Annotated in this window: 27 protein-coding genes and 1 pseudogene; 14 read left to right on the forward strand and 14 right to left on the reverse strand. The window is 41.7% G+C overall.

Features of this window, described 5'->3' with window-relative positions; genetic code table 11:
- Positions 1-12 precede the first annotated feature (12 nt).
- Positions 13-2,181, forward strand: coding sequence for a DNA helicase II (uvrD, locus tag HRT96_RS18420; RefSeq protein ID WP_293159591.1), 2,169 nt, complete (start codon positions 13-15; stop codon positions 2,179-2,181).
- A 109-nt stretch (positions 2,182-2,290) separates the two neighbouring features.
- Positions 2,291-2,932, forward strand: coding sequence for a chromophore lyase CpcT/CpeT (locus HRT96_RS18425; RefSeq protein WP_293159593.1), 642 nt, complete (start codon positions 2,291-2,293; stop codon positions 2,930-2,932).
- Positions 2,933-3,008: 76 nt separating this feature from the next.
- On the opposite strand, the gene rarD is transcribed toward HRT96_RS18425, so the two are convergent.
- The 6 genes from rarD to HRT96_RS18455 all read right to left on the reverse strand — a co-directional run bounded on the left by rarD (position 3,009) and on the right by HRT96_RS18455 (position 10,810).
- Positions 3,009-3,914: an EamA family transporter RarD gene (gene rarD / locus HRT96_RS18430; RefSeq protein ID WP_293159595.1), complete on the reverse strand. Its 906-nt coding sequence runs from the start codon at positions 3,912-3,914 to the stop codon at positions 3,009-3,011.
- Positions 3,915-4,010: 96 nt separating this feature from the next.
- Positions 4,011-4,505 carry a thioesterase family protein gene (locus tag HRT96_RS18435; protein WP_293159597.1) on the reverse strand — a complete coding sequence of 165 codons (495 nt, stop codon included), beginning with the start codon at positions 4,503-4,505 and terminating at the stop codon, positions 4,011-4,013.
- A 117-nt stretch (positions 4,506-4,622) separates the two neighbouring features.
- Positions 4,623-6,761, reverse strand: a complete 2,139-nt coding sequence (locus HRT96_RS18440) for a hypothetical protein (protein WP_293159644.1) — start codon at positions 6,759-6,761, stop codon at positions 4,623-4,625.
- 31 nt (positions 6,762-6,792) lie between these two features.
- Positions 6,793-7,473, reverse strand: coding sequence for a polyphosphate polymerase domain-containing protein (locus HRT96_RS18445; protein ID WP_293130326.1), 681 nt, complete (start codon positions 7,471-7,473; stop codon positions 6,793-6,795).
- The gene (locus tag HRT96_RS18450) at positions 7,470-10,085 is read right to left on the reverse strand and encodes a CotH kinase family protein (RefSeq protein ID WP_293159599.1); all 2,616 of its coding nucleotides are present in this window, start codon (positions 10,083-10,085) and stop codon (positions 7,470-7,472) included. Before HRT96_RS18450 ends, HRT96_RS18445 begins: the two co-directional genes overlap by 4 nt.
- Positions 10,086-10,087: 2 nt before the next feature.
- Positions 10,088-10,810 (reverse strand): DUF4956 domain-containing protein, encoded by a 723-nt coding sequence (locus HRT96_RS18455; protein WP_293159601.1) that lies wholly within the window; start codon positions 10,808-10,810, stop codon positions 10,088-10,090.
- Between the two features lie 243 nt (positions 10,811-11,053).
- On the opposite strand from HRT96_RS18455, the gene recQ reads away from it, so the two are divergent.
- Both recQ and HRT96_RS18465 read left to right on the forward strand, forming a co-directional pair.
- Positions 11,054-12,874: a DNA helicase RecQ gene (gene recQ / locus HRT96_RS18460; protein ID WP_293159603.1), complete on the forward strand. Its 1,821-nt coding sequence runs from the start codon at positions 11,054-11,056 to the stop codon at positions 12,872-12,874.
- 20 nt (positions 12,875-12,894) lie between these two features.
- The gene (locus tag HRT96_RS18465; protein ID WP_293159605.1) at positions 12,895-13,188 is read left to right on the forward strand and encodes a DUF3630 family protein; all 294 of its coding nucleotides are present in this window, start codon (positions 12,895-12,897) and stop codon (positions 13,186-13,188) included.
- 14 nt (positions 13,189-13,202) lie between these two features.
- Here the strand turns inward: HRT96_RS18465 and HRT96_RS18470 are convergent, their stop codons facing one another.
- Positions 13,203-13,568 carry an STAS/SEC14 domain-containing protein gene (locus tag HRT96_RS18470; RefSeq protein WP_293159607.1) on the reverse strand — a complete coding sequence of 122 codons (366 nt, stop codon included), beginning with the start codon at positions 13,566-13,568 and terminating at the stop codon, positions 13,203-13,205.
- Between the two features lie 156 nt (positions 13,569-13,724).
- Complete coding sequence (locus HRT96_RS18475) at positions 13,725-13,856, reverse strand: DUF3149 domain-containing protein (protein WP_293159609.1); 132 nt, start codon at positions 13,854-13,856, stop codon at positions 13,725-13,727.
- Positions 13,857-14,441: 585 nt separating this feature from the next.
- Here HRT96_RS18475 and HRT96_RS18480 point away from each other — a divergent pair.
- Positions 14,442-15,008: a type II toxin-antitoxin system antitoxin SocA domain-containing protein gene (locus tag HRT96_RS18480; protein WP_293159611.1), complete on the forward strand. Its 567-nt coding sequence runs from the start codon at positions 14,442-14,444 to the stop codon at positions 15,006-15,008.
- Positions 15,009-15,425 carry a hypothetical protein gene (locus HRT96_RS18485; RefSeq protein ID WP_293159613.1) on the forward strand — a complete coding sequence of 139 codons (417 nt, stop codon included), beginning with the start codon at positions 15,009-15,011 and terminating at the stop codon, positions 15,423-15,425.
- A 28-nt stretch (positions 15,426-15,453) separates the two neighbouring features.
- On the opposite strand, the pseudogene HRT96_RS18490 reads toward HRT96_RS18485, so the two are convergent.
- A pseudogene (locus tag HRT96_RS18490) lies at positions 15,454-15,837 on the reverse strand (tyrosine-type recombinase/integrase); the annotation flags it as partial.
- A 175-nt stretch (positions 15,838-16,012) separates the two neighbouring features.
- Between HRT96_RS18490 and HRT96_RS18495 the strand changes: the two are divergent.
- Positions 16,013-16,396 (forward strand): hypothetical protein, encoded by a 384-nt coding sequence (locus HRT96_RS18495; protein ID WP_293159615.1) that lies wholly within the window; start codon positions 16,013-16,015, stop codon positions 16,394-16,396.
- A gap of 329 nt (positions 16,397-16,725) precedes the next feature.
- Positions 16,726-17,421 carry a sce7726 family protein gene (locus tag HRT96_RS18500; RefSeq protein WP_293159617.1) on the forward strand — a complete coding sequence of 232 codons (696 nt, stop codon included), beginning with the start codon at positions 16,726-16,728 and terminating at the stop codon, positions 17,419-17,421.
- 24 nt (positions 17,422-17,445) lie between these two features.
- Here the strand turns inward: HRT96_RS18500 and HRT96_RS18505 are convergent, their stop codons facing one another.
- The 3 genes from HRT96_RS18505 to HRT96_RS18515 are packed head-to-tail and all read right to left on the reverse strand — an operon-like array spanning position 17,446 to position 19,834.
- Complete coding sequence (locus tag HRT96_RS18505; RefSeq protein ID WP_293159619.1) at positions 17,446-18,570, reverse strand: protein beta; 1,125 nt, start codon at positions 18,568-18,570, stop codon at positions 17,446-17,448.
- A 6-nt stretch (positions 18,571-18,576) separates the two neighbouring features.
- Positions 18,577-19,074: an ImmA/IrrE family metallo-endopeptidase gene (locus tag HRT96_RS18510; RefSeq protein ID WP_293159621.1), complete on the reverse strand. Its 498-nt coding sequence runs from the start codon at positions 19,072-19,074 to the stop codon at positions 18,577-18,579.
- Positions 19,058-19,834: a hypothetical protein gene (locus HRT96_RS18515; RefSeq protein WP_293159623.1), complete on the reverse strand. Its 777-nt coding sequence runs from the start codon at positions 19,832-19,834 to the stop codon at positions 19,058-19,060. Before HRT96_RS18515 ends, HRT96_RS18510 begins: the two co-directional genes overlap by 17 nt.
- Positions 19,835-20,792: 958 nt before the next feature.
- Between HRT96_RS18515 and HRT96_RS18520 the strand changes: the two genes are divergently transcribed.
- Positions 20,793-21,245, forward strand: coding sequence for a hypothetical protein (locus HRT96_RS18520; RefSeq protein WP_293159625.1), 453 nt, complete (start codon positions 20,793-20,795; stop codon positions 21,243-21,245).
- A gap of 12 nt (positions 21,246-21,257) precedes the next feature.
- Here the strand turns inward: HRT96_RS18520 and HRT96_RS18525 are convergent, their stop codons facing one another.
- Positions 21,258-22,244 (reverse strand): tyrosine-type recombinase/integrase, encoded by a 987-nt coding sequence (locus HRT96_RS18525; RefSeq protein ID WP_293159627.1) that lies wholly within the window; start codon positions 22,242-22,244, stop codon positions 21,258-21,260.
- Positions 22,245-22,459: 215 nt separating this feature from the next.
- Positions 22,460-22,942 carry a helix-turn-helix transcriptional regulator gene (locus HRT96_RS18530; protein ID WP_293159629.1) on the reverse strand — a complete coding sequence of 161 codons (483 nt, stop codon included), beginning with the start codon at positions 22,940-22,942 and terminating at the stop codon, positions 22,460-22,462.
- 79 nt (positions 22,943-23,021) lie between these two features.
- Here HRT96_RS18530 and HRT96_RS18535 point away from each other — a divergent pair, with 79 nt between their 5' ends.
- Genes HRT96_RS18535 through HRT96_RS18555 form a run of 5 tightly spaced genes read left to right on the forward strand, consistent with a single transcriptional unit; the run spans position 23,022 to position 25,712 of the window.
- Entirely contained in the window at positions 23,022-23,261 is a 240-nt protein-coding gene (locus tag HRT96_RS18535; protein WP_293159631.1) for a hypothetical protein, read from the forward strand.
- On the forward strand, positions 23,258-23,407 hold the full coding sequence (locus HRT96_RS18540; RefSeq protein ID WP_293159632.1) for a hypothetical protein: 150 nt from the start codon (positions 23,258-23,260) through the stop codon (positions 23,405-23,407). The genes HRT96_RS18535 and HRT96_RS18540 overlap by 4 nt, the downstream gene beginning before the upstream one ends.
- A 10-nt stretch (positions 23,408-23,417) precedes the next feature.
- Entirely contained in the window at positions 23,418-23,684 is a 267-nt protein-coding gene (locus HRT96_RS18545) for a hypothetical protein (protein WP_293159634.1), read from the forward strand.
- Positions 23,684-25,504 (forward strand): replication endonuclease, encoded by a 1,821-nt coding sequence (locus tag HRT96_RS18550; RefSeq protein WP_293159636.1) that lies wholly within the window; start codon positions 23,684-23,686, stop codon positions 25,502-25,504. The genes HRT96_RS18545 and HRT96_RS18550 overlap by 1 nt, the downstream gene beginning before the upstream one ends.
- 22 nt (positions 25,505-25,526) lie before the next feature.
- Positions 25,527-25,712 carry a hypothetical protein gene (locus HRT96_RS18555; RefSeq protein ID WP_293159638.1) on the forward strand — a complete coding sequence of 62 codons (186 nt, stop codon included), beginning with the start codon at positions 25,527-25,529 and terminating at the stop codon, positions 25,710-25,712.
- Positions 25,713-25,714 lie beyond the last annotated feature (2 nt).

The raw sequence follows: 25,714 nt of genomic DNA on the forward strand, positions 1-25,714 counted from the left end.
GGTGACTAAATTATGGATGTATCTCTCTTACTGGACGGCCTCAACGACAAACAACGCGATGCTGTTGCGGCACCACAATCGAGTATGCTGATTTTAGCGGGTGCTGGTAGTGGTAAAACCAGAGTATTGGTACATCGCTTAGCGTGGTTAATGCAGGTGGAGCAGTGTTCACCTTATTCTTTATTAGCGGTGACCTTTACCAATAAAGCCGCTGCAGAAATGCGTGGCCGTGTTGATAAGCTATTAGAAGGCCGTCAGCAAGGCATGTGGATCGGCACTTTTCATGGCATCGCCCATCGGTTATTACGCGCCCACCATTTAGATGCAGGTTTACCGGCTGAATTCCAGATTATTGACAGTGATGATCAACTGCGATTATTAAAACGTTTGATCAAAGCCATGAACCTTGATGAGAAGCAGTGGCCGGCTAAACAAGCGATGTGGTATATCGGCGGTAAAAAAGATGAAGGTCTGCGCCCTGAACATTTACAAGCTTATGATCCGATTGAGCGTAACTGGATCAAAATTTATCAAGCCTATCAAGAATCTTGTGATCGTGCCGGTTTAGTCGATTTCGGTGAGTTGTTATTACGATCGCACGAACTTTGGTTGCATAAACCCCACATTTTAGCCCATTACCAAGATCGTTTTTCTAACATTTTAGTGGACGAATTCCAAGATACCAATAACATTCAATATGCGTGGTTACGTATGTTGACTGGTGATCGCGGTAACTTGATGATCGTCGGTGATGATGATCAATCTATTTACGGCTGGCGTGGCGCACAAGTGGCTAACATCCAACGTTTCCTCACTGATTTTGAAGGTTCAAAAACCATTAAGCTGGAACAGAATTACCGTTCGAGCAGTAATATTCTCAATGCTGCCAATGCACTTATTGTTAATAACAGCGAGCGTATGGGCAAAGAATTATGGACAGAAGATAAAGAAGGTGAACCGATCTCCTTGTATGCGGCATTCAATGAAGTTGATGAAGCGCGTTTTGTCGTCAGCCGAATTAAAGAGTGGCAAGATCAAGGTGGGACACTCAGTGACTGCGCGATCTTATACCGCAGTAATGCGCAGTCTCGTGTGCTCGAGGATGCGTTATTGCAGGAGCAGCTCGCTTATCGTATTTATGGTGGTCATCGCTTCTTTGATCGTTTGGAAATCAAAGATGCAATGGCGTACATGCGTCTTAAAAATAATCGTGACGATGACGCGGCATTTGAGCGTATTGTGAATAAACCGACGCGTGGTATTGGTGATCGGGCCTTGTCATTATTACGTGATGCTAGCCGTGAGCAAGGTTCAACCTTGTGGCAAGCGGCGATCTATCTACTCGATAACAATTTGATCGCAGGCCGGGCGGCGAGTTCGATCCGTAAGTTTGTCGAACTGATCACCGAGCTGGATAACGATGTTGCTGACTTAGCCTTGCATGAACAAATCGATCATGTGGTTTTATACTCAGGTCTGAAATCTATGTATCAATTGGAGAAAGGCGAGAAAGCCCAATCACGTATCGAAAACTTAGAGGAACTGGTTTCTGCTGCACGCAGTTTTCAGATCCCCGATGACAGTGAAGAAATGTCCGAGTTATCGGCCTTTTTAGCTTTTGCGGTATTAGAGTCTGCAGAAGGACAAGCCGATGAGTTTGAAGATGCAGTGCAATTGATGACATTACATTCGGCAAAAGGTCTAGAATTCCCTGTGGTATTCATGGTTGGTGTCGAAGAGGGCATGTTCCCAAGTCAGCAATCGACGGAAGAAGCGGGACGTATGGAAGAAGAGCGCCGTCTTTGTTATGTGGGTATTACCCGTGCCATGAAAAAACTCTATATTAGTTATGCAGAGTCGCGTCGTTTATACGGTAAAGAGATGAATCATCGACCATCACGCTTTATTCGTGAAATACCCGAACAGTACATTGAAGAGATCCGGTTAAAAACCCAAATTCGCCAACCAACCCAGTTTGGGCGTTTTAGTGCGGGTGCAGAAAAAATGTCATTTGAGTCGACGGGTTATCAGTTAGGTCAGCGTGTGCTGCATGCTAAATTTGGTGAAGGTATTGTGATGAATTATGAAGGTAGTGGCCCGCAATGTCGTATTCAAATTGAGTTTGATCAACTGGGCAGCAAATGGTTGGTAGTATCTTACGCTAGATTGCAGGCGCTATAGTCAGCTTCAACTTTTTATAGTATAGTTGCGCGATTTTTTAGGATAGTATCACTGCATACTAAACGCTAACTGGATGTTAGCGCTGCCCATGCGGTTACAGGGAGTTATTTTGATATTACGATCTATCGTCGCGCTAATGTGCTTATTCAGTTCATTTTCTTATGCTGCTGTATTTAAATCAGAAAATACCGAGTTATTAAAGCAATGGTTAGTTGGCGTACATAGATCGACTAACGATGTTATTCAAGGACGCGAAGTTAACATCGGCCTCCAAGTGCTACCTATTTGGCAAGATCGTATTGATGGTGAGTGGCTATATGTCGAAGGCCGTATTATAGGCTCACTAAGAAAACCATTCCGTCAGCGTATTCTACAATTAGTCGCCACGCCGAATGGTTTAATTCGCTTATACAGTTATTCTATTCCGCGCGCATCAGATTTTGCTGGTGCTTATTATACTCCGCAAGTATTGACAAGTTTAACTCAATCTCAGTTAAGTATTAGTAATAACTGTGAATTACTCATTGAGCTAAAAGTGACGAATACATTTGTCGGTGAAACCGATACTTCATCTTGTATGATGAAGACTGGCATCCCAGTTATGACGAACTTTTTTGCGGTATCGGCAGTGAATATTTCATTCTTAGATGGTGGTTATAATAAGTTTGGTCAATTAGTATCGGGTCGATTTGATGTTCCCGTTACTTTTTTGAAAATTGAAAATTATGATTTGTATGCTGATAGCGAATAACATAAGCACCCGGTTGTCATTGACCTCGGGTGCTATGATTAAACCTCTACTTGTCTACTGACGCGAGCCGTCATTATTATGATTTTAATTTTGCTCGTAGGTGACGGTTGTTTTTAAAACCATCGATGCTAAACACTACTAATCCTGCCCAAATAAACCCAAACGTCAGCAGTGTTTCGGTATTGACAACTTCATCATAAAGCGTCACACCAAGAATAAAGATCAGTGTTGGACCTATGTATTGGAAGAACCCTAACGTGGATAACGGTAAGCGTATAGCGGCATGATTAAAGCACAGTAGCGGTATTGTGGTGACAAAGGCAGCACTGAGTAACAGTAAGTTAAGGTGCATACTGTTGGCACTTAGATCCGATGTTGCTGAGTCCGCGAAGATAAATAAATAAGTCGCGGCAACGGGCAACATGATAATCGTTTCAATCAACAAACCAACCAGTGCATTAAGACGTAATTTTTTACGCAGTAATCCATAGAAACCAAAAGTACAACTTAATACCAAGGCTACCCAAGGCAGATACCCTAAGGTAATGACTTGAATTAAGATCCCGATCACCGCAAGTAAAATAGCGGCCCACTGTAACTTACGCAGCCTTTCAGATAAAAACACCATGCCAAGCAACACATTAATAATCGGGTTAATAAAATAACCTAAGCTGGCATCGAGTAAATGATCGTTATTTACCGCCCAAATGTAGGTTAACCAGTTAACACTGATTAGTAGTGATGTACAGATCAGTAAGAACACATTCTTCGGCACGGATAATACCGACTTTACCATCGGCCATAATCTAAATAGGCTCAGCAATACCGCAATTAAGATGCAAGACCAGAGTGCGCGGTGGGCTAAGATTTCATAAGCTGGTACTTGGTGTAATTGTTTAAAGTAAAGCGGAGCCATGCCCCACATTACATAAGCAAGAATGGCGAATATCACCCCTTGCTTGGTATCATTGTTGGTTGTCATTGGTTATACCAGCGGCTTTTATAGGAATAAATAGGTCGGATAGCATAACAATGATGGATAATCAGCGATAGTGATATTAATAATCTTTAATATTGCTTAACCGACTAAATAAGTGCCAGTACCAAAAGCAATATGAACCCCTTCTTGATTGTGCAGTTCCATACGTGTTACCGCTACCTTATTACCGGAGCGAATAATCTGTGCGGTGGCGGTAAATTCATCACCCCAACCAGGGCGTAAATAATCGACCCGTAAGTCTATCGTACCAAGCGATCGTAGGTTTTTATGGAAGTTCGCGGCGGTTTTTATTGTCATTTGTGGGATGGCGGCCGCGGCGACTAACATGCCGCCTGCAACATCAAGCAGGCTTGCTGTCACGCCACCGTGCAGTATTTTTCGGATCGGATTGCCAATCAACTTATCATCCATGTTGATACGTAATTCAATACTGTCTGTGGTGTAGTTGGTGATCCGCATGCCGAGCAGATCGTTAAATGGCATTTGGTTCATAAACATATCATTGATGAAATCTAACATTTGCTGTTCAGTGAGTTCTTGGTCAATTACATCTTGCTCGGTCATTGTTTGCATGCGTCCTGCCTAGGCTATATGTGTTATCGAAAATCAATGTTCACCCCTTGTGAGTTACGTTAAGGTAGCTCACTTGCATTGAAAAAACACCTGAAATATTGCTTAGCTTGCATTTATTTATAGTGATTGCGGTTCTGGCACGAGAATGATCCCTTGATAACCGGTTAACGTGATTGTGGTGATCACGTCACTTAAGCTGCCATTGGCATTGAGTCGGCGATAGCGCCCGGGTAGTTCGAGGGTGACGCTAGCTCGTTTACTGAATTGTTTGTTTTTACCCTTTCGGTCGGTGTAATAGAGTATTAAGCCCTGTTGATACTGTCGTGCAATCACGGCTTCTTGCGGTACTGTGGTTTGCCATGGCAGCGTCAGAGAGGATTTACGGTAAAGGTAAAACCAATGGCTTGGGGTAATGGGCAAGGTTTGCTTATTCAGCGTTATTTGGGTATCGGTACTTGATGCTATGGTGTTATTGGCGCTATCAACATATTCGATTGCGGGGTAATTTGCGGGGGCTGGAATAGGGTTACCAATATCCTGTTGCAACATGGCGGTGGGCTGATAAGCGACGTTATTGGGTATGCCGGGTTGGAAGTAATTATCGATTCGGGTATTTTTACTGGAATAATAAAAACTCTGATTCCATTGCTGATAGAAATCTAACGACGGATTATTCAATAGGTAGAAGATAGCGAGGTTAGTGGTTTGATCGTGCTGCCAGTTTGTCTGGCTATGGCCTTGCCAGCGCACTTTTCCGCCTTTGCGCATATGTGCCATTAGTACGCTACGTTTACCCTGTGCGCTTAATAAGAAGTGCTCCCAACGCTGTAATAACCCGCGTTGTTGGGATAGACCGAGACTGGGGTGAATATAATCTTCTCGTACAAAAAAATTAAATCCTGCGACCAGGGGGTGTAAATCGGGTTGGCTAAATAGGTTTAAATCCGAGATATTAGCGCCAATCCAAGCTTGTGAGTCGATGTGTTGTAAATGTTGATTAAAGGCACTCAGGCTCTGCCAATAGAAGCTACCAGCTTGTCGGACGGGCAGTTGTAATTCGAGGATCTTGCCGCCTTGGGTGGTTGGAAATTGGGTGCGATTGGGGACGCGATACAGGGAGTCGTTATACGCGCCTTGATAGCCCTGTTGATGCCACTGCTGCTGAAGGTAATTACTTAACAACGTGCGGTTATCCGCGGAGAATAAGTTGACATAACACAATGCTGAACTTTCATTCCACATTCGACCTAATGGGATCAAGCGCGCTTGATAAGGTAAGCGCGCACTCGCATTGCGGTTTAAGCGTTGTTGGTATTCACGATCATCAATATAGCCATCGCTATTGTTATCGTTAATGGGATCCCAGCCCGGGATCGTGACAAAGTACTTATTTGATTTTTCACTCCATTGATACCAGCTTGGTAACCGTATTTTTGTCAGTGTTGCATCCGTGGCCAGATTATTAAAGGTGATCTTCAAGACAAAAAAACGGGCATGTTTAATGGTGAGTTGGCCTCCTAATTGCGCGCTGAGTGGCGCTGCAATAGCTACGCGAGGCCAGCTAGTTGGCAGTGACCAGCGGCTGGTTAGTATTGTTGATAACGGCTGTTTTAATAGTGGTTGCCAGCCATATTCAAGCGTGTTGGCGCTGATATCTTGGGTGGCATGAGAGATGCTCATGTTGGCATGTTCTAATTGCTGGCCAGTCAATTCAATATCCAGCCCGGTTAATTTTTCGGATGAGAATAGATATAAGCTTTGATTGTTTGTTAACGCTAACCCTTGGTGCATCGGCATGCGAATACGTTTCATCTGGCCTTGCTGAGAGAGTGTTGAAGCTTGTTGGACCGCAACAAATTCGGGCATGCCGTAGAGTGGGGTATGCGCGCCGTGCTGGTTATTGGGTATTTCAAATTGGGTGTCATCCTGAAAGTGGAGAAACAATGATTCATAGTCTTGCTGTTTTTCTGTCATCCAGTGCCGTAACTGTTGTTCTTTCTTGCCCATCTGCCAATCGAGTTTTTGACTATACATATAACCTAACTGGGTGATTTTGTTTGCGTTATATTGACGATAATGTCCGCCGATACTGATATCGGCATGGCTGTCTTCCCATTGTGATACGGCTGTGGCAGAATTAAATTGTTGTTGTAAATGAGGTGCCGTCGCTGCTTGTTGGTTACCGGTGATCACCCACGCCGTACCGGCAGAAGGGTATATCTGGCTGACAGCGTTGGATGTTGACACGATCACCATCATTAGGACTGCACAGCTGCCGAGAATAGCGTTATACATAGATTAGATGTCTTACACCGTTGACGTACTTTGAGTGTCGTGATGGATTGAGTGGGCAGCGGCTGACTAACTCACTGAGCAGGCGTTCGTATTGGTCTTGGCACTTTAATTCCAGCAACACATAGTCGCCCATTCTTCGTGAGCGAGTGGTATTCGGCTTACTCCAATAACGTTGATCGTATACTGCCATATTACTGTCCAGTGTGGCGCGTATTCGCCCACAAAAACTGATCAAGTACTGACGCTTATAGCGACCGAGTAATATTGGATAAGTTTGGCTGTCCCATTCTGACAGTGCTTGCAGTGATAATTGTGCTTGGCAGTGTTTGATATGCTCTGACCAGGTGATATTGGGATCATCAAAATTGAGCTGTAAAGGATAAATAACCTTATAACCTTTACCGCTACGACGTTGTTTAAATTCAAGCTGGGCTTTGCCAGCGTTAGTAATGCCGTGATACCAACGAATACGCATCTTATTACGGTTGCTGATACCAGTGAGGTTTTCGGCAAAGCAAGCCATTTGGTAACTATCAAAATACACGCTATTCACATATTGGTCTGGGTGATGCTGGCGAAATCCCATCGATGATAATCTTAACCAGGACAGCATGTGTTCTAGACGATTAAGCGGGATCGGTATTTTAACTTCAAAGCGATAGTCTTGGGTCATTTTGGTTTGTCCGAGCGCATGGAGCTAGTATAAAGTTTCTTCACGTTTAACTTTTTAGCTATTTGTGGTTGGCCATCTAAAGACAGCGCATTATTTTTCTGGAGCATGCTAATGTCACTGCAGTTAGTACAGCTAAAATTAGATGCTTGTAGGCTAGCACCGCCAAAGAAGGGTTTTTTCATATAAGCCATAAACAAGTAATGTTTAATATCGACAGCGGTGATATCGTCGACGATAACCTGTGAGCCATCCTTGGCGACAATGCCAAATGCCGCGCTATTTACGTGGATGTTCGCGGCATCGACATAACTGTGTTCACCTGCTGAAATGGCTTTATCACGGATCTGACTAAACTGGCTATTACGTACTGTGATGTGAGAACCACTGATATCGATGGCATCACCACCGGATCTTACGCCGACCGTATTGAATTGACTGTCAGTGATCTTACCCTTACAAAAGTCACAATCAAAACCATCAGAATAAGCATTTTCGATGATTAATTTAGTCAAATAAAATCGACTGTTAATCATGTTCAAGGCATCTTCAGAGCGATTGTCACGTAGTGTTATACCACTGCCATTAAGGTCGACATCGTACATGTACAGCGCCCCTCTTGGTTGCCAGTTACCTTGTTTGGGACTGGCGCTTGCAATCATCTCTAAGTGTTGGATGGTGGATTTACTGCCCGAGCCGAATACCGCAATACCTTGCCAGTTTTTTTTACTACTTGCGGTGAGTGTGACTGGATATTGAGTACTGCCTTCAATATCCAGCTGGCCAAAAATAAGCATGCCAGCGGACTTGCTAAAACGTAAGTGGGTATTTTCCGGCAGGTAGACACGGGTATCAGCAGGGGTGATCAGATAATCATTTATTTGCCAATGACCGGGTTTAAAATACCAACCATCTTGTTGCACTTGAATAAAGTGGTATTTAGCCAGTACGTCCGACTCTAGGTGCATCGGCAATGGCCGTGGTAAGAAGCTGGTAGCGGACTCGCCTAACTGAAAACGGTAGGTTTGGAGCTTGCCATTACCCTGACGGCTGAGTAACTTAATGTTGTAAGCATCACGATGAGCAATAATCAAACTGCCGTCGGTTTGATTACTCTGTAGGGTAAAGGGTAACTCAGGGGCATCGGTTAAACTAATTTCACTGCCCCATTTGTCACTGACAATCAAATCGATGATAGATATAGGTGCTTGATTGTTATTGCGCAGTTGCAGCTGTTTTTGGTTGTTGTGATAGCGGAATTGGCTCGCGATATCCCAAGGTAATTCAGCACTAAAAGTATCAACATGGCGGTGCCACGCTGTCGGCATGGTTGGCAGTGCTGGACAGCCTTCAGCTAAACATTGGGCATGCGCAATTAAGCTATCAAAATTATAACCTTGCAGTAATGGTGAACCATGCTGCATTTTTTTGATTACTTGCTGCTGTAAAATGTCTAATTGTTCAGGTAATTTGTTGTTGTTAACAAGGGTAATAAGGTGATTGAGTGCTTTATCGTATTGGTCTTTCACTTTGTCATCGTCAAGCATGGCTTGGATCAACGGGAATTGGGCACTGACGGGTTGCAGTAAAATTTTATCCGGTACTGGTGATAATGCTTCATCACTTTGGATCGGTTCAAGTTTGGCGGTATGAGGGTTGTAGTAGAAACGTAAATTATTCCAACTAAACGCATGCCAGGCAGACCAGAGATCAACGGTCGCTAGGTATTGCCCCAGTTTATGGCTATCAAACACATCGGATGCACTGCGACGTCGATTGAGAAAATCACTGAGTAAAGTTAACGCGATCTTACGCTGCTGATTTAAGCTCGGATCACTGATCGCCGCATTTTGTTGGAATACTTTGGGACGAAATACTTTGTGTAATTGACCATTATCCTCATTCAGTGTGGCTTGCTCTAATTTTAGGATGAGTCCCTCGGTACGGTTATTATTGGCCAGCAACTCTTTGGCAAATACTTCTTCTAATAACATTAACCCCCAAGGCGTACCATTAACGGTCAAGTTCACTGGGATGTGTAACGGAGAGATAATATCAAACCCGGCGATGTCCAAGGTGTTACTAAACAATAATGGCGCGTGATTACCCCGCACATTGGGGCTAAGCAGGGCAAATCGTTTTACTTTTAATATGCTGTTTTTACCTTTTAACTCGACCCGTAATGACCAACGTTGTGGTCCCGCGACATGGTCTAATAAATCGCCTTGTAGACGTACCTTGGCGCTATATTTGTTTTTTAAGTAACTGATACTGGCTTTGACCTCAGCGCGTTGGTCGGGGATCTGACCTTGTTGTAATGCTTGTTTTCGATCGGCAACCAAGCGCATCCAATCTTGATATTTAATATCTAACTGTAAGTTAGGGATATTATTATCGGCATTGAGGTATTTTAGTGGCGCATCAAGCAGGGCATTTAATAGTTGTTTATTCTTGGTGTTGCTATCGGTACTGTGCGCCACAAAACCATGTTGGATTAAGGCGTTTTTGACGGTTTGTGGTGATGGGGTGATAAAGAGTAATATTAATAATATCCCGCCAATGGTATACCAGCGCTCGCGTTTAGCAAACCGTGACCGGTTTTCGGATAGGATCATCGTTACACTCCAGCAATGTTATGTTGCTCGAGTAATGATAACGATACGCCAGGATAGCGCCGTTTTAACGCTTCAAATAAGTCATCTAAATGCTCACTGTTCGCAAACGAAATGAAGAAGGTGGCTTCCACCAGTTGTTGCTCATGATCGTACCGCCGCAGATCACTGCGAGTCGTATGCTGGGTAAATATCTGTTGCAGTTCACTGATACTGACTTCACTTTCACCGTCATGTTGGTGGCGCAGTGATAAGAAAATACCTTTTTCACCATGATGCTCTGTTTTAGAGTGTTTGATAAAACTCACTAATATTAAAGTGGTAATACAAGCTGAGATGGCCGCCGTGGTTTGTCCTGCGCCAAGGGCAACCGCGATACCAATATTTAGAAATAAATACAGCAGTTCTTCCGGCTCTTTAATTGGCGTACGAAAACGCACGATTGATAACGCCCCGACTAGCCCGAGTGCCAGTGCCAGAGATGCTTTCACAATGGAGATAATCAAAATAACGGTCAGCATCAGCAGCGGAAACAGGCGGGAGAAATCCTGGCGGTTACAAAACGAAGATGCAAAATAGCGGAAGTGCGCGCCAATTACGCAAGACAGCATGAAACCTATGACTAAGTTAAGTAATAATGGGGCGATCATGACACTAGCAAAAGGGAAAAACATGTCCTGAACTTCATTCGGTAAAAATGCCGCTATAGCGGGATTAATTGGCTCCACAAGAGACTCTCCTTGTATGTGGGGGGACGCATAAATGTAATTAATTTTTATACTGTTACGATCCAGTGTAGGCAATATTTACTAGATTGATGGCAGGGTGAATATTATTTGCGTAAATTTTGTTGCGGTTGAGTTTGTTTACTGCCTCGATATTCTGTTAAAATTGCCGATTGCGTTATATACAGCATTACCGCTATTTAGAGCATAGTCTTAAACGACTACTCAAACTGAGATCGAATCATCATGACTGCATCCGTTTCTACCCTACCATCTGCTCAAGAAGTGCTTGAGCGTGTCTTTGGTTATCAACAATTCCGCATGGGTCAGGAAGAGGTGATCGCGCATGCAGTTGCCGGTCTCGATAGTCTGGTTATTATGCCTACTGGTGGCGGTAAGTCATTGTGTTATCAAGTGCCAGCATTGGTGCGTGGTGGTTTAACGATTGTACTTAGTCCATTAATCTCGTTAATGAAAGATCAGGTTGATGCCTTACGTGCCAGTGGCGTTGCCGCCGCGTATATGAATTCCAGTTTGGCGCGCCAAGAGTCAGCGCAAATTTATACTGATTTACAGAATAATCGCTTACAAGTTTTATATTTGTCGCCTGAACGTTTGATGGTAGGCGATTTTTTACAATATCTGCAGCAGTTTCCGATCAGTTTATTTGCCATTGATGAAGCCCACTGTATTTCTTCTTGGGGTCATGATTTTAGACCCGAATACAATGAGCTTGGTAAGTTAAAACAGTTATTCCCGAACGTACCTATGATGGCTCTGACGGCGACAGCAGATGATGCCACCCGAGCTGATATTCTTAATCAATTACAAATGCATGAGCCGAAAGTGAGTATGTCGAGTTTCGATAGACCGAATATTCGTTATTCACTGGTGGAAAAATTTAAAGCGTTAGATCAGCTAAAACGTTACGTGAAACTGCAAGATGGTGTCAGCGGTATCGTTTACTGCACCAGCCGTAAACGCGTCGAAGAAGTCGCCGAAGGCCTCGCTCGCGCTGGTTTTGATGCCAAACCTTATCATGCTGGTTTATCACAACAAGAGCGCCAAGATACTCAAGAAACCTTTATCCGTGATGAACTTGATATCGTGGTGGCAACCGTCGCATTTGGTATGGGCATTAATAAACCGAATGTGCGTTTTGTGGTGCACTATGATCTGCCGAAAAATATTGAATCCTACTATCAAGAAACCGGCCGAGCTGGGCGTGATGGTTTGCCTGCAGAAGCGTTATTAATGTTTGATCCGGCCGATATTATGCGCGTGCGTTATATGGTCGAACAAACTGAAAACGAACAGCAGCAGCGTGTGGAAATGCATAAGCTCAATACCATGGTGGCATTTGCTGAAGCACAAACGTGTCGTCGTCAGGTATTACTCAACTATTTCGGTGAGTTTAATGATCGGTCATGTGGTAACTGCGATATTTGTTTAGATCCGCCGAAACGTTATGACGGTGCTAAAGATGCACAGATGGCATTGTCGTGCGTGTATCGTGTTGGTCAGGCATTTGGTATGGCGTATGTTGTTGATGTATTAAGAGGTTCGCAAAATCAACGGGTGAAAGAACGGGGGCACGACAAGTTATCGACGTTTGGTATTGGTAAACATAAATCGCAAGAGCATTGGCTAAGTGTGTTACGCCAACTCGTGCATAGCGGGTTATTATTACAAAATATTACCCGTAGTTCGGTATTACAATTAACAGAAGCGGCACGCCCGGTATTACGTGGTGAGCAAGCGCTAGAATTAGCTGAACCGCGATTACAGCCGATCACCAATGTCGATAAAGCGCCAAAACGAAGTAGTCGAATTGCTAACTTTAATTATGATCGCAAACTCTTTGCTGCGCTGCGTAAGTTACGTAAAGACATTGCTGACAGCGAAAACATTCCGCCGTATGTGGTGTTTAATGATGCGTCATTAGCGGAAATGGCGGAAATAAAACCACAGAATGATGCGGAAATGCTGGATATAAACGGTGTCGGTCATGTGAAGTTAGAACGCTTCGGCCGTCAATTTCTGACTAAAATAGCCGCTTACGATTAATAATAGTGAAGGATAACAACATGAACTGGACACTGGCAACGCAGCAAGCGACTGACAATATTTTGATGTTAGAACATGACGCATTGAATTTTGAGAATTTTACCACGTTGGCACCGACATTGGTGGCCCTATTAGCAGCGCGTGTTTGTGAAAAAAATTGGGGTGCTGATCGTCACGCTTGGGTATTAGAATACCAAGATATTAATTTATTATTTGAATTTGAAGACTACACCTGCAGTGCATGGTTGGCGGTTGCCCGTGAAGAAGATCAGGGTATTCTCGTTGAAATAGCAGCAAAACTGGCACGCAGTTAGTTTTTCCTCTGCCATTAAAAATATTCTTCTTCGTTAAACCATAATTCCGCTTTTAACATTGTCGAGAAACTCTCGATGGTGATCGGGTTGATTGCGGCAATGCCCGCTGTAATGGCATGTAACCATTTAGGTTCTGCAATTAACGCTATTTTATGCCAGTATTGCCAATACTTTATCCCTATCATCGCATCATCGATCAAGGCATGCAGTTCGAACCCGGCAAAGTCATCGGCGAATATCACGCAAATATTCACTTGGGGATGCTGTTTTCGTATATCGCTAAGCACGGGTTCTAATACTGTTTCATAATCACTGTGGGTAATGGTCTGTGATAGGTTAATAAACAGGTTGGCTTCAGATAGATTGACGATAGTGATCATGGACATCTCCGGGTGGCTGAATGTCCTTAATTGTTGCACTCATATTACATTAAGGCATTAATTAGGGGGTGCAAAGCGGCTAACATTCATGACTATGCACTAATTATAGTCGCTTTTGCTGATTATTATTAATGTGTAGCGATTAGCCCAAGGTCGTTATCTACTCTTCACAATAAACATACTGATGATCACGGTGGCAATCACACAGGTGAGGGCAATGACACTGATTGAGGCAATGCCGACAGTATCAGAAAAAAGATCGCCTAAAAGTTTAGTCCAAATTTCCATCGTGTTAATCCTCTATCAGTCATTAATCAGTATTATGTGAGTAAGTATATTAGTTACTTATTTATGGGTAATCATAGCAAGTTAAACAATCAACAAACTGATCCAGATCAGTGAATGGTTTTGTTACGGTTATGTTATTTTTAAACTGTGATAGCGATGAGTTTTTGCATTCTTATCTGGCTTGGGTATACCTCCTTTCACTTGAAAACGGCGGCTACAATTTGCATGGGTTCCCTCAAACCACACTCAATTGAGTGTGTTAGCGTATTGTTTATAATTTCTATCTTACTTTTGATGTGTTCCATGCCGCCAATTCCCTACAAAAACAGAGTCAAAAATCAAACTTAACGCAATGAGTTTTCGTTCTATTGTTGCCGCTTAATTGATGGGGTAATGAGACCTTGATACAGAGATTTGATTGATATCAAAAGAGGTGGTGTTTGGATATGAATGCTATCAAAACACACTAAAAGGTTGTCCTATGACACTAAAATGCAATCAATCGCGTTGAATATTCAAGGGTAAGTCTCTATACTCCACACAAACGTATAGTTTTTTAGTGATATTTAAATTTAAGGAAAATAAATGATTAACCATGATGTTTTTGCTAAAGCGTTATTACAGCGAGCGAACGACTCTGGGTTAGCCGTATGTAACTTAAAACTACAAAAATTAGCGTATTATTGCCAAGGCTATCACCTAGCTGTACATAAGGCTGCATTGTTTAACGCCCCTGTTAAAGCATGGCAGCACGGTCCCGTTGTTACTGGGATATACCATGAATACAGCCATTTTGGTAACTGTCATATTACAATCCCTACTGGTCAAGATTTCACTGCGGGATTGACAGAGCAAGCGTTACAAATAATGGATTTTGTTATTACTAAATTTGGTCAAATTGGTGCGTGGACTTTACGCAATCAAACGCATCAGGAACAACCTTGGTTATCTCACTATGATGCAGATAAGCGGGAAGCGGATAAACAAGAGATCACCCAAATAGAATTAACGGATTTTTTTAATATGGAGGTTGCTAATATGCAGGATGCTACTTTTGCTAAAATTCTAGACTCAATTGATGATGATTATATCTCAATGCCTGATACTGTAAGCAATGCTGATGAATTTTGTGCATGGATTAAGAGCTTGTAAATGGAACATCAAGTTAAATATGGAACTGGGTTTGTCAAAGCGCTTCAAACTTTAGATAACAAAGTATTGAAAAAATTGTATGCTAACTTTGTTGTTCCGATTCAAAATGGTTTAACGCCACCAGAAGAGTTAGAAGGTAAATATAAGCCCAGTTGGGAAGTGAAATATTCTCAATCGATAATACAAGACGCTTTTATGAAAGAAGCTGTGAAGTATAATCTACATCATTACCATTTTGGCTACCATTTTTATAAAGATGGTAATGACCCTGATTATGACGGACATGTGTCAGATGGAATTATCCACACTCGAATTGAGGTGGAAGATAAAGTTACCAGACATATTATTACTGAATTATGTTTAGATCACTCACCATTCAAAATTCCTTTTGATACAGCGTTTGATAAAGCTGTATAGATAAAAAGGCCGCTACAAGCGGCTTTTTTTATGCCTCGATTTCTGCCAACGGATTCAATCTTACCGCATCTTCTAAATGGTCAGGCGCAAAGTGCGAATATTTCATGGTATCCACAATTGAAGCGTGTCCAAGTATACGTTGCAGCACCAAAATATTACCCCCGTTCATCATAAAGTGACTCGCAAAAGTATGACGTAATACATGTGTCATTTGACCTGCTGGTAATTTTATCTTGGTATTTTTTATTGCAGTTCTGAATGTGGAATCATTACAGCTTTTCGGGAATAGTTTTCCCGTTCGCTTGGGTATCTGTTTTGATAACGCGGTTAATATCGGCACTGAGCGCGGTTTGTTACCTTTGGTACTGACGAATGTAACAATGTTATTTGCGATATGTTCACGGCGAAGATTTACAGCTTCACCTCATCGGCAACCTGTACTTAAACATATTTGTGTAATGACTTGTACATTTTTGTTGTGTGCCTTGCTGAGTGTTTCGAGTAGGTTTATTACTTGCTCAGGTTGCAAAAAAAACATTTCAGATTGCTTATGTTTTAGCATTCTAACCCCTTCAATTGGATTGCCCATGATCTTTGATAATTATTGCCGCGTGGTTTGGGCGGCGGGTAATGGCAGACATAAAAAAGCACTGAAAACGATTAACGAAGAAGTGGCGGAATATGGCAGCACGGGGGCGGGTAAAGCAACGGGTTACTTCGGTAAATTACTCAGGCTATCGCGCGCTTACGGTATCCATACCATCAATGTTTTTCAACGTGGTCAGGAAGTCAGTAAAACCATTATAGATAACTGCGAGTTCGCTTGTATCATGATGCAAAAAACGCCCAAATCAGCCAAGTACCTTGATGAACTAACAGGAGTTCCGGTTAAAGAAATAATCGAACTACGAAAGTTTGATTACATCCTGCAACAAGGCCGCGATTACACGAAAGGTAAAATTAGATGGTAAAAAGTTCCGCTTCAATGCGAGAATTTTATCTTTAAATAGACCCATAGTGCGATCACTCACAATCTGATCAAAGCGTGTCAGTCATTTGGGGTTGTTTCGCAAAAATCGGATTAACTGGCGTATGGCAAAACCTTGATTAGCAAAACGCAAGATTTGACCTAATTCTATTCTTGACCGCAGGGCTACGGAAACAGGAAAGGACAAGTGGTGAGCTATGCAGGGCGTGAGTTAAAATGCTACTTGCTTTGGCTGCTCTATTTGGCGTAAAAAAAGTAGCTTTGTGATATAGTTTAAACATGTAAATTAAATAATAAAGTAGCTGTAGTGCAATGGGACTAGAGATTGATATTAAATCGATAGTATTAAACTATTTGATTGAAAAACAAATGATTAGCTCTAATGATTTAGTTATCAACGAGTTTACGTATGGTAATTTTTCAAGGCGTGTTGATTTAGCTTTCATTAAGAATAATGAGATTTATGGTATTGAAATTAAAAGCGAATTTGACACTTTGAATCGTCTTGATGGTCAAGTAAAAGAGTACCTAAAAGTGTTCGATAAAGTCATTGTGGCTGTCGCTACAAAACATTTAGAACACGCCTTGAAGCTTTTACCTGAATCTGTTGCTCTGTGGGAGTTCAATGGGGAAAGATTGAAGGTCGTACGTCGAGGTAGAAAGGTAAAAATAAGAGATAAATCGACCTTTATCGACGTTATGAGAGTTGCTGATTTAATTAAAGTCTCTAATGGTTTTGGTTTGAGCTATGAGACAAAGAACAGGCACGAATTATCAAAAATTGTGTCTAATCTGCCTGTAACTAAGTTGAGAGAAGCTGCATTTAAAGCGCTTTTCAGTCGTTACTCTGATGGTGTAAGACTGTTCTTCAGTAATGTGAAACACAGAAGGGTAGAGAATGGTGATTTAACAACCTTATCTCTTAATAGAAAAGAGCCAACTAGCCGAGATTTATCTGACATTCTTGAAGACTTAAACAAGAATCTATTCGAATTGTCTCTAAGCTAGTCCTATCTCGGTCAGTAAATACAACTAATCTTCCCAATCTTCCTCAGTATCAAGTACGTCAAAGTCACACAAGTAATGCAGTTGTTGGTACAGGTGGATATTGATCCTAACAGCGGTAGCTCTATTTGCAGACGTTATACAGTACTTATCGCGAAGCTCTGCCGTTTTTTCGATCATTTGTACCCCCCATAAACGTAGATTCGGGTTCCAATAATCACTTTTTACAATTTCTTTAGCTGCCTCTTTATACATAGTGTGCCTTTCTAATTCCGGCACATTACTAGAGTCTTGAAACTCTTTCCGCACGTATCGCCAATCATTTTTTAAAGGATAATCTATTCTTGCCGGTGGGAGGCCTCCACCACCACTAGTTTTGTTTGCTCTAGCACTTCCTCGGTCAGAGTAAATAACTCGAACTTTTTCACACAGTTTACAAACGGTAGTGTGTAATTGCCTTTCGTAGATAGGTAACTCACCTCTATATGTTCCACTAAAACTCGAGGGAAATGAGGATGCTGAGATTGAAAATATCGCGTTAGGAAGGAAGTTGCTAAGTCTTGAAACCAACATGCCATATTGCTCACTCTGAAGTACATCATTACGTTTGATATCTTCAAAATCTAGCAATATTAGTAAGTCCTTAATTTTATTCTCGCTCAGAGTTCTGATAATGGTGTTAATTTTATCGGCACCATCTTTTTTGATTTTGAGTCGAACGACTAACCCTCTATTCAGAGATGATAGTGAATGAACTTGTTGACTTATTTGTTCAAGACTATCAGTTTGTAGAGTAGGAAGGACAGTATCATCTAATTTTGTAATGTATTTAACCCAATTTTCATAGCCATTTTTTGGATTGAGTAATGTATGTACTTCTTTGAATACAGCTCTTTGACTATCAGGATCAGCTAAGTATTTTTTGTTTTTAAGGACAAAATCACTGTCAATATCAGCAATCCATGGGCGTGAGCCTATAGACAGCTCAATTCTAGAAATTGTCTTATCAAGAGTTTTAGAACTTACCCACCCCTTCAGTGGAAATAGCGGTAATAGCAGGTTCTTATCTTTATCTGGCAACTGTTCTAATGCACTCATTTCTGCCGTACTAATAGCCAGTATCGGTAAGTAATTATAGCTTTTATCTATCATTGGATGTTACTCAACATTGAGTCTGTTTTTTAATGCAATCTTCGATACTTCCAAACTTTCAGCTACTGCTTCATAAAGCCGTTCAGCTTTATGCTCCTCAGCTTTTTCGTTCATAAGATCTTGAACAATACCCATAGGCATTAGAATATCTGCAGCTAGTGCATCTGCTTCTCGTTCTATTTTATTTGGTAGATGAGAACGGTATAAGGGGGTATCTTGGATGCCATCTTTTAGCAAGTGACGATGGAGAAGAAAGTGAGCTATTTCATGAGCTATCGTGTAGCGTTGTCTAGCCTTTACATCATGGCTGTTTACACGAATCGTTACTACACCAGCTACTTCTCTAATTTCACCTGCTAAGTTTCCTTTTAGAGTGGCTTTCTTTAGTACTATACCGAAACTTTTTGCTAGCTTACCTACAGCAATAGGATAGCTGTGCTGACAATCTGAAATTATTCTTCTTTGCTCTTCTGTGATTCTCTTCCACTCAAATGACTTTGTCATGTTCTTTTCCTTCCCTTCTAATTCTGTCATTGCCGAAACTTTTATCGTCTTCAGAACCATCAAGATCTGACTCGAAAACATCTAACTCATGAAGTAGCTCTTCTGTACGCTTTTTATCAACGTTATTTGAGTCACTTCGTAAAATCATATCAACTGCATCCTGCAATGGCTCTCGCAGTTTTCCGCTACTAATTAACTTCTCGAGTTCGTTCTTTGCTACGCCATTAATCATTTCTTCCATAGTTCGTTTTGCTACGGATTTTGCTTCTTCTGCTGCGCTATTTTTAGTTAGCTCTTTGATCTCTTTGTATCCCCAGAAGGCTAGAGCTGCAATAGCCAAACCCACAACAGTTAGTAGTACTGCGACACATGTAATCGCAACAGCAGCCAAATCAGCGTAGGTAAAATACTTTTCTTTATTTGCGATCGAACTTAGCGATGACTCGATAGACTCCAATCGACTTTTTAATTGATTTTCTTCTTTGGGTTGAACTGTCTCTGGGGGGATTGCTTCCAGCGCCTTTTCTAATGACTCTATCTTGGCTTCCATAGCATGATTTCTTTCATTGTTTAGTTGCTTCTCAAGTAGCGGTTTAATTGTATTTTCCTGCTTACTTACTGTGATAAATACTGAATTTTTTTGAGAAACGTCTGTATTGAGCTTTGACTCGCTAGCATTTGAAGAAACTGATAATAAAGCGATGAAAATACCTAAAGAGGCTGTTCGTAATGACTTAAGCTGTGTGCAGTTAATCGACAAATTTTAGTCTCTTTATGTCATAGTTTAATTTTGTTCGACAAGGTTATTCGTTGTCTCATTTTTTACCGAATAAGAAGATACTTGTTCAGCGATTTCTACTTGTTACATATTTACAAATCAAGAGGATATGATCAATAGGCAAGTGTATAATGTGTGACTCGTCTATCTCTACGACAGACTATTTGTAACATTACTTAGGTTTGAAAAAAATAGGTAGTTCCAGTATTAATCGCTTGATTAACTACTCACATGGAATAGGGGAAATTGAGTTAGAGGAATCTGCAAGGTAAAGTAGGTAATTAGTTAACAATACACTCAGTTTGAGTGCATTTTTTATGTCTGAAATATAATTACATTGAATTAAGAGTCAGCTTTTATATAATGCTTGTTCGGCTTAAGTCGGAAACAATTTACATGGGTTCCCTAAAACCAGTATAAAGCCTTACAATTCAAGGCTTGTTAATAGTATCTATTGTATTTCTTATCTATCCACATACATGTCACCACTCATTATCGCCGCCAATCCGCCGCCAATACCCTGTAAAAATAACGCAAAAAATATAACTCAACTAAATGACTTTTAGACTAATTTTTATTACTAGTTTGATGGGGTAATGGAACCTAGATGTGTTCAACTATGCGAACGTGTGAGCATATAAGCCGCCCGACAAACTTTTATATTGCCACCTGTCGCAATGGCGGCGAAACCCGCAAAGCGGTTCTAACCTGAGTCATGAAAATAACCCTTAGACCTCTGCTAAACCTGTTTTACCTCAAGAGTGACGCGCCCATGTTGAGGTTCTTTCGATGGATATATTTCCATATCAATTCTAGTTTTGCCAGTGCGTACCACCACTCTAGCTTGTGTTGAGCATTATTATTCTTTAGACTCAGTAGGATACAAGTTTTGGCTAGTGGAAAGCTGGGAAACAAATGCTATGCGTATCGGGAGTTTGCTATGGAGTTAGGTGAAAGAGAAGAAATAGTAAAAGTATGGAGACAAGAGGTTATTCCTGTCATTTACCGACAAGGGAAAGGCTTTCCTTTGCTTGTTAAGCTTCCGAATATTAAAGAGAACCACTTCTGGCTTCAAAATTCAAAGCGAAGTGAGCCAGTATGGGACAGGCAATACAAGTGCTGGGAAACGCCTAAAGCATGGTTTAATGAGTTGGTTAAGCGTTTGCTGATGCGTTTCGGTAAGTTATACATAGTTCAACCTTACCGAGAGCAGGAAAAGTGTGCCCCTGCTTGCATGAATGCCGTTGGTCATGAGTGCCAATGTTCTTGCATGGGGGTTAATCATGGATCTCATAGCTCTAGTAATGATTGGCTAATTGTATCAGACGCATTTGCTACACGCTGGGGAGAAAAAGAGTTAGCCTGTAGGTTGATGGAAAGGGCGAATAGCTAGGCGTTGATAACTTTACTCAATCCCAACTAACGGATTCAACCTAACCGCATCTTCTAAGTGGTCGGGTGCAAAGTGCGAATACTTCATGGTATCCACAATTGAAGCGTGTCCAAGTATGCGCTGCAACACCAAAATATTGCCCCCGTTCATCATAAAGTGACTCGCAAAAGTATGGCGTAATACATGCGTCATTTGACCTGCGGGTAATTTTATCTTTGCGTTCTTAATGGCAGTTCTAAAGGTGGAGTCATTACAGCTCTTCGGGAATAACTTGCCCGTTCGCTTGGGTATCTGCGCTGCTAGTTTTATTGATATTGGTACTGAGCGCGGTTTGTTACCTTTGGTACTGACGAACGTAACGATATTTTTTGTTATATGTTCACTGCGAAGATTGGCAGCTTCGCCCCAACGGCAACCCGTGCTTAAACATATCTTTGTAATAATTAATGCATCTTTGTTGTGTGCATTTTTTAACGTTTCGAGTAGGCCGGTTATTTGCTCTGGCTGTAAAAATCCCATTTCAGGCTGTTTGTGTTTTAGCATCCGAACACCTTCAATCGGATTGCCTTTTGTCCATTCACCCAATCTGGTTAACTCGTTAAATAGGGCACGAACATAAGTTTGCTCATTGTTGACGGTTTTAGGACTGACTTTCTCAAGGCGTAATTTGCGGTAGGCTGCAAACATGGTTTTATCAAATTTGTTGGCTAATGGATTACCCATCATTTTTGATAATGCCAATAATTTATTTTTGCGGTTGAATCCATCGGTGAGCGTCTGGCCGTGCAGGTTATACCAAGTTTCAATGAGATCATTGAGCCGCTCGGTATCGTTAAGTTCTTCTAGCCAGCCTTCATCCTTGGCTTTTTTACCAATGTAAGCCTCAAAGCGTAAAGCCTCTGATTTGGTGCTAAACCGCTTTCTAATTCTGCGACCACCGCGCCCAAATGGGTACATTTCCACAAGGTGATAGCCGTCTTGTTGCTGTGTGATTGACATGAAATTGGCGTTATTTCCCTTTCTTATCCATTGAGTTACATTACTTTACAGTGTTACACTGTATAAATAAACAGTGGTATTGAGAGGTTAAATGGAACAACGGTATATTCAAGCGCATCGACTGGTGTTGGAAGTGGCCGAAATTGAGGCTATCCCCGATTCCGTGATAAAAGCCTTGCGCTGGCGACAATGGAAAGTTAAAACCCATTTGTGGACTAAACAGCAGTCGTTTTCACCTCGTCATCTTCAGCTTGCTCAATCAAGCGCCCGCCTTGTTGAACAAAATCATGGCGCAATAAATCTGATAGCATCGAAAAGTTAACGCCTTCTTTGGGCGTTATCCACCCCAATTCAATGGATGTCGTTAATGTTTGTTCAAACGCGGCATTCAACAATTCTGCAGGTACACCATCTTTTCCCATTTTCGGCGTGTTATTGCCCGGTGCAATTTGACCTACCTCTGGTTCCACGCTTGATGTAGATAACCAAAGCGCATATTCAGGGTGGTTTTTGGTTAAACTTAAAAATGCCTTCATAGAAACCTCAACAGTTCCGTGCTCATACTTCTGGTACGTGCGGAATGCCACGTCCAGTTTTTCAGCGAAAGCTGTTTGTGTTAACCCCTGCGTTTTGCGAATTAATTTAAATTTATCTTTTAGTTTCATTTGACTTGTACCATATATGGGTTTAATCTTCATTTTGTAGCTCAATTGATACATTCTTAACGGGATGTACCAAAACTGGGTTCAACCTACTATTACACCACAGGAGCAACAAATGACGATAGCAATTTTGATTGATACCCCGTTTTTATCTATCCCTGAATACGCTAGGCGAACAGGCTTAAGCGTAAGAACCGTGACCGAAGATATGGAAACGGGGTTGATTCCTTTTTATCAGCGTATGCGTAAATCTAAACGTCTTGTCAATATGGTCGCACTTGCACAAATGGCCGCGACCGCAGCTGAAAGTCCAGAACCTTGGAACCATCCGCAACAAATTGGTGAAATATCATGACCTCAAGTTTAGCACCAGAAGAAAAGCAGCGCGGTTTGGCTTGGTGCAAAAAATTAAAACTGGATATTTTGCGCCATCAGTACAAAGAGTCTCGCTCACCTCGCAAGCGTGAATTAATCGAAGCACAAGCTAAAAAGTTAAATTAAGGATCTCGTTATGAAAGCAGATGCTGCAATGTACCCTTGGAATGATGAAGTATATGTTGATATATGTGGTGCCGATATGGCTGTTTATCTTGAAAATGTCACGGGTGTCCGTGTTAGTGGCGGGTCTGATAGTTTTGTGTCTTTACGTTTTTATCGGGTTAGTAGCTTTCTTGGAAGTTTTTCACTATCTCTACTTGAAGGTGTTGCTTTGGTTGCTAGATTAGAATCGCTAGGTGTTGAAATCCAAGGCGACCTTGATGTGCCGGAGGTTGCGTAGTGAAAACGCAATCTGAAATGTCGAGAGACTTGTATTTTGAGCACTTAACCCGTGCGGTGGATATTGAAAAGCTGTGCTTGCCTAAGATGGTTGAAACTGACCTGCTATACAAGATTGAAGCCCGTAAACGCCGTGAAAATGCAAGTTATGAAAACATGGACGCGTTTATTAAAACCACCATTAACGACGCGGTAAAATGCGCTAAGTTTATTGTGAAAGAATTCCCCTTTGCAACTCGTAATCCTGACGATTTGCGCACACTCAGAATGAAAGTGGCTAAACCATTAAGCCACTTCATTTTGATGCAAGATGAAGAACTAAGAAAGCTGTCTCAAAATCTAGCTTGTCAAAATATTAAATTAATCGGCTCAGTCAAACTTGCAGCGAATGAAGATGAAGAAAGCGAAGGTGGTCGCACTTATCTGGACGCGCTTGCAAGTGCTTATGTGTTAATGCGTAAAAACCTAAGGGGTTATCACTTGATAGCACCAATGGAAGGTAAGAAGCGTTTTAAAACAGAAGACTTAGAAGTTTCGATTAGAAAAATGATTTGTGATGAGTGGATTTTGAGACAGCTTTTATCGCTGCGTACTTATTATATTGAATACTGCCAAGTGGCATTAGGTCGAGTGGGTAAAGGTAAGCACCAATCCACCATGATATCTGATATCTCTTACAAGAACTGGACGGCAGCGCAGCGCAAAGCAATGGCGTTCATCAAGTCTATGTGTCTTGTCAATGAAGAAACGGGCGAGCGATACGATTTAGAAGAAGTCGTTAAGCGCACCACATCAAACCCTAAAAATCGTCACACAGAAATGATGGTGCAAGCGCGCGGCTTTGAAGATTTGGCTGTCTCTCGTGAATACATCGGTTTGTTTTTTACATGGACACTGCCAAGTAAATATCACCGTAATTCGGATAAGTGGGACGGTTCGAGTATCAAAAAAGGCGCAAGACGGTTGATGTACTTATGGGGCGTTGTTCGCGCTACTTTGCAGAAAGCTAAGCTTGATTACTTTGGTTTTCGCGTATCTGAACCGCATAAAGACGGTTGCTGTCACGCGCATTACTTCATGTTTTGCCACCCAGAGAATGCGGATGCTTTGATTGAGGTGATGCAGCACTACGCAACCCAAGAAGATAGAGCTGAGTTGGGGGGCGATATTACACCGCGTTTTACCGTGAAAAAGGCAGACCCTAGACAGGGCGGCGCTACTGCATATATTGCTAAATACATTGCCAAGAATATTACAGGTAACTTCCTGCCAGAAAGTGACGCTGAACTAAATGCCTTTAAAGCCCGCGCTTGGTCATCAACGTGGCGCATTAAACAATTTCAATCATTTGGTGGCGTTGCTGTTACTAAGTGGCGCACTGTTCGCCGCGCTAAAAAAATTGATGTTGAATTTGATGATGAATGTCTAGAGATGTTCAACCATGCAGATAAAAGCCGCTGGGCTAAATTCTGCGAAACAGCGGGTAAAGCCAAGCTTGTTATTGAAAAATCAATTAATCGTTACGGTGAAACTCGCCGTAAGGTTTTAGGTTTTTCTTGGCTTTGTAAAACAATTCTAACCACAAACGGCAATTTCAAATTAATGAGTAAGTCCGACTTAGCGCGTGCGGACGAAGCTTTAAAAAGTAGCGGAGCTACGTCTTGGAGCACTGAAAATAACTGTAACCAGCCTCGTGGTGAGGTGGTTAAGAAAGAAAATAATAACCAAAGTTGTCGTTTTACAAAATTTTTAAGACCGGATTTTTTATCGCAGGTTTCAGATGATGAATATGCTCGTCAGCTTTTTAACAATCTTGATTAAACAAAATATGGATATGTGAAATATGAACAACAACGAACTCCAGCAAGCGGCTAATGCGACAACAACAGAATTGGTTAGCAGTGCTCAAACATTTACAAACTCGCTAATGGGTAAAGGTTTTAAGCCATTAGTGAGTGCATTAATCCGGTATATCAAAATTACCAATGCACGTTTAACAAAAATAGAAGGGGAATCTAATGGAAATTGATG

Source organism: Moritella sp. (assembly GCF_013215705.1).
In the GTDB taxonomy this organism is placed as follows: Bacteria; Pseudomonadota; Gammaproteobacteria; order Enterobacterales; family Moritellaceae; genus Moritella.

Bases quoted from the DNA above. Each gene is read 5' to 3' on its own strand.
- HRT96_RS18485 (WP_293159613.1), top strand. From the start codon at position 15,009: ATGGAACATCAAGTTAAATATGGAACTGGGTTTGTCAAAGCGCTTCAA.
- uvrD (WP_293159591.1), top strand. From the start codon at position 13: ATGGATGTATCTCTCTTACTGGACGGCCTCAACGACAAACAACGCGAT.
- HRT96_RS18545 (WP_293159634.1), top strand. From the start codon at position 23,418: ATGAAAGCAGATGCTGCAATGTACCCTTGGAATGATGAAGTATATGTT.
- HRT96_RS18440 (WP_293159644.1), bottom strand. From the start codon at position 6,761: ATGGTGATCGTGTCAACATCCAACGCTGTCAGCCAGATATACCCTTCT.
- HRT96_RS18505 (WP_293159619.1), bottom strand. From the start codon at position 18,570: ATGATAGATAAAAGCTATAATTACTTACCGATACTGGCTATTAGTACG.
- rarD (WP_293159595.1), bottom strand. From the start codon at position 3,914: ATGACAACCAACAATGATACCAAGCAAGGGGTGATATTCGCCATTCTT.
- HRT96_RS18475 (WP_293159609.1), bottom strand. From the start codon at position 13,856: ATGGAAATTTGGACTAAACTTTTAGGCGATCTTTTTTCTGATACTGTC.
- HRT96_RS18480 (WP_293159611.1), top strand. From the start codon at position 14,442: ATGATTAACCATGATGTTTTTGCTAAAGCGTTATTACAGCGAGCGAAC.
- HRT96_RS18530 (WP_293159629.1), bottom strand. From the start codon at position 22,942: ATGAAGATTAAACCCATATATGGTACAAGTCAAATGAAACTAAAAGAT.
- HRT96_RS18540 (WP_293159632.1), top strand. From the start codon at position 23,258: ATGACCTCAAGTTTAGCACCAGAAGAAAAGCAGCGCGGTTTGGCTTGG.
- HRT96_RS18525 (WP_293159627.1), bottom strand. From the start codon at position 22,244: ATGTCAATCACACAGCAACAAGACGGCTATCACCTTGTGGAAATGTAC.
- HRT96_RS18445 (WP_293130326.1), bottom strand. From the start codon at position 7,473: ATGACCCAAGACTATCGCTTTGAAGTTAAAATACCGATCCCGCTTAAT.
- HRT96_RS18495 (WP_293159615.1), top strand. From the start codon at position 16,013: ATGATCTTTGATAATTATTGCCGCGTGGTTTGGGCGGCGGGTAATGGC.
- HRT96_RS18465 (WP_293159605.1), top strand. From the start codon at position 12,895: ATGAACTGGACACTGGCAACGCAGCAAGCGACTGACAATATTTTGATG.
- HRT96_RS18510 (WP_293159621.1), bottom strand. From the start codon at position 19,074: ATGACAAAGTCATTTGAGTGGAAGAGAATCACAGAAGAGCAAAGAAGA.
- HRT96_RS18500 (WP_293159617.1), top strand. From the start codon at position 16,726: ATGGGACTAGAGATTGATATTAAATCGATAGTATTAAACTATTTGATT.
- HRT96_RS18435 (WP_293159597.1), bottom strand. From the start codon at position 4,505: ATGCAAACAATGACCGAGCAAGATGTAATTGACCAAGAACTCACTGAA.
- HRT96_RS18450 (WP_293159599.1), bottom strand. From the start codon at position 10,085: ATGATCCTATCCGAAAACCGGTCACGGTTTGCTAAACGCGAGCGCTGG.
- HRT96_RS18470 (WP_293159607.1), bottom strand. From the start codon at position 13,568: ATGATCACTATCGTCAATCTATCTGAAGCCAACCTGTTTATTAACCTA.
- recQ (WP_293159603.1), top strand. From the start codon at position 11,054: ATGACTGCATCCGTTTCTACCCTACCATCTGCTCAAGAAGTGCTTGAG.
- HRT96_RS18555 (WP_293159638.1), top strand. From the start codon at position 25,527: ATGAACAACAACGAACTCCAGCAAGCGGCTAATGCGACAACAACAGAA.
- HRT96_RS18535 (WP_293159631.1), top strand. From the start codon at position 23,022: ATGACGATAGCAATTTTGATTGATACCCCGTTTTTATCTATCCCTGAA.
- HRT96_RS18520 (WP_293159625.1), top strand. From the start codon at position 20,793: ATGGAGTTAGGTGAAAGAGAAGAAATAGTAAAAGTATGGAGACAAGAG.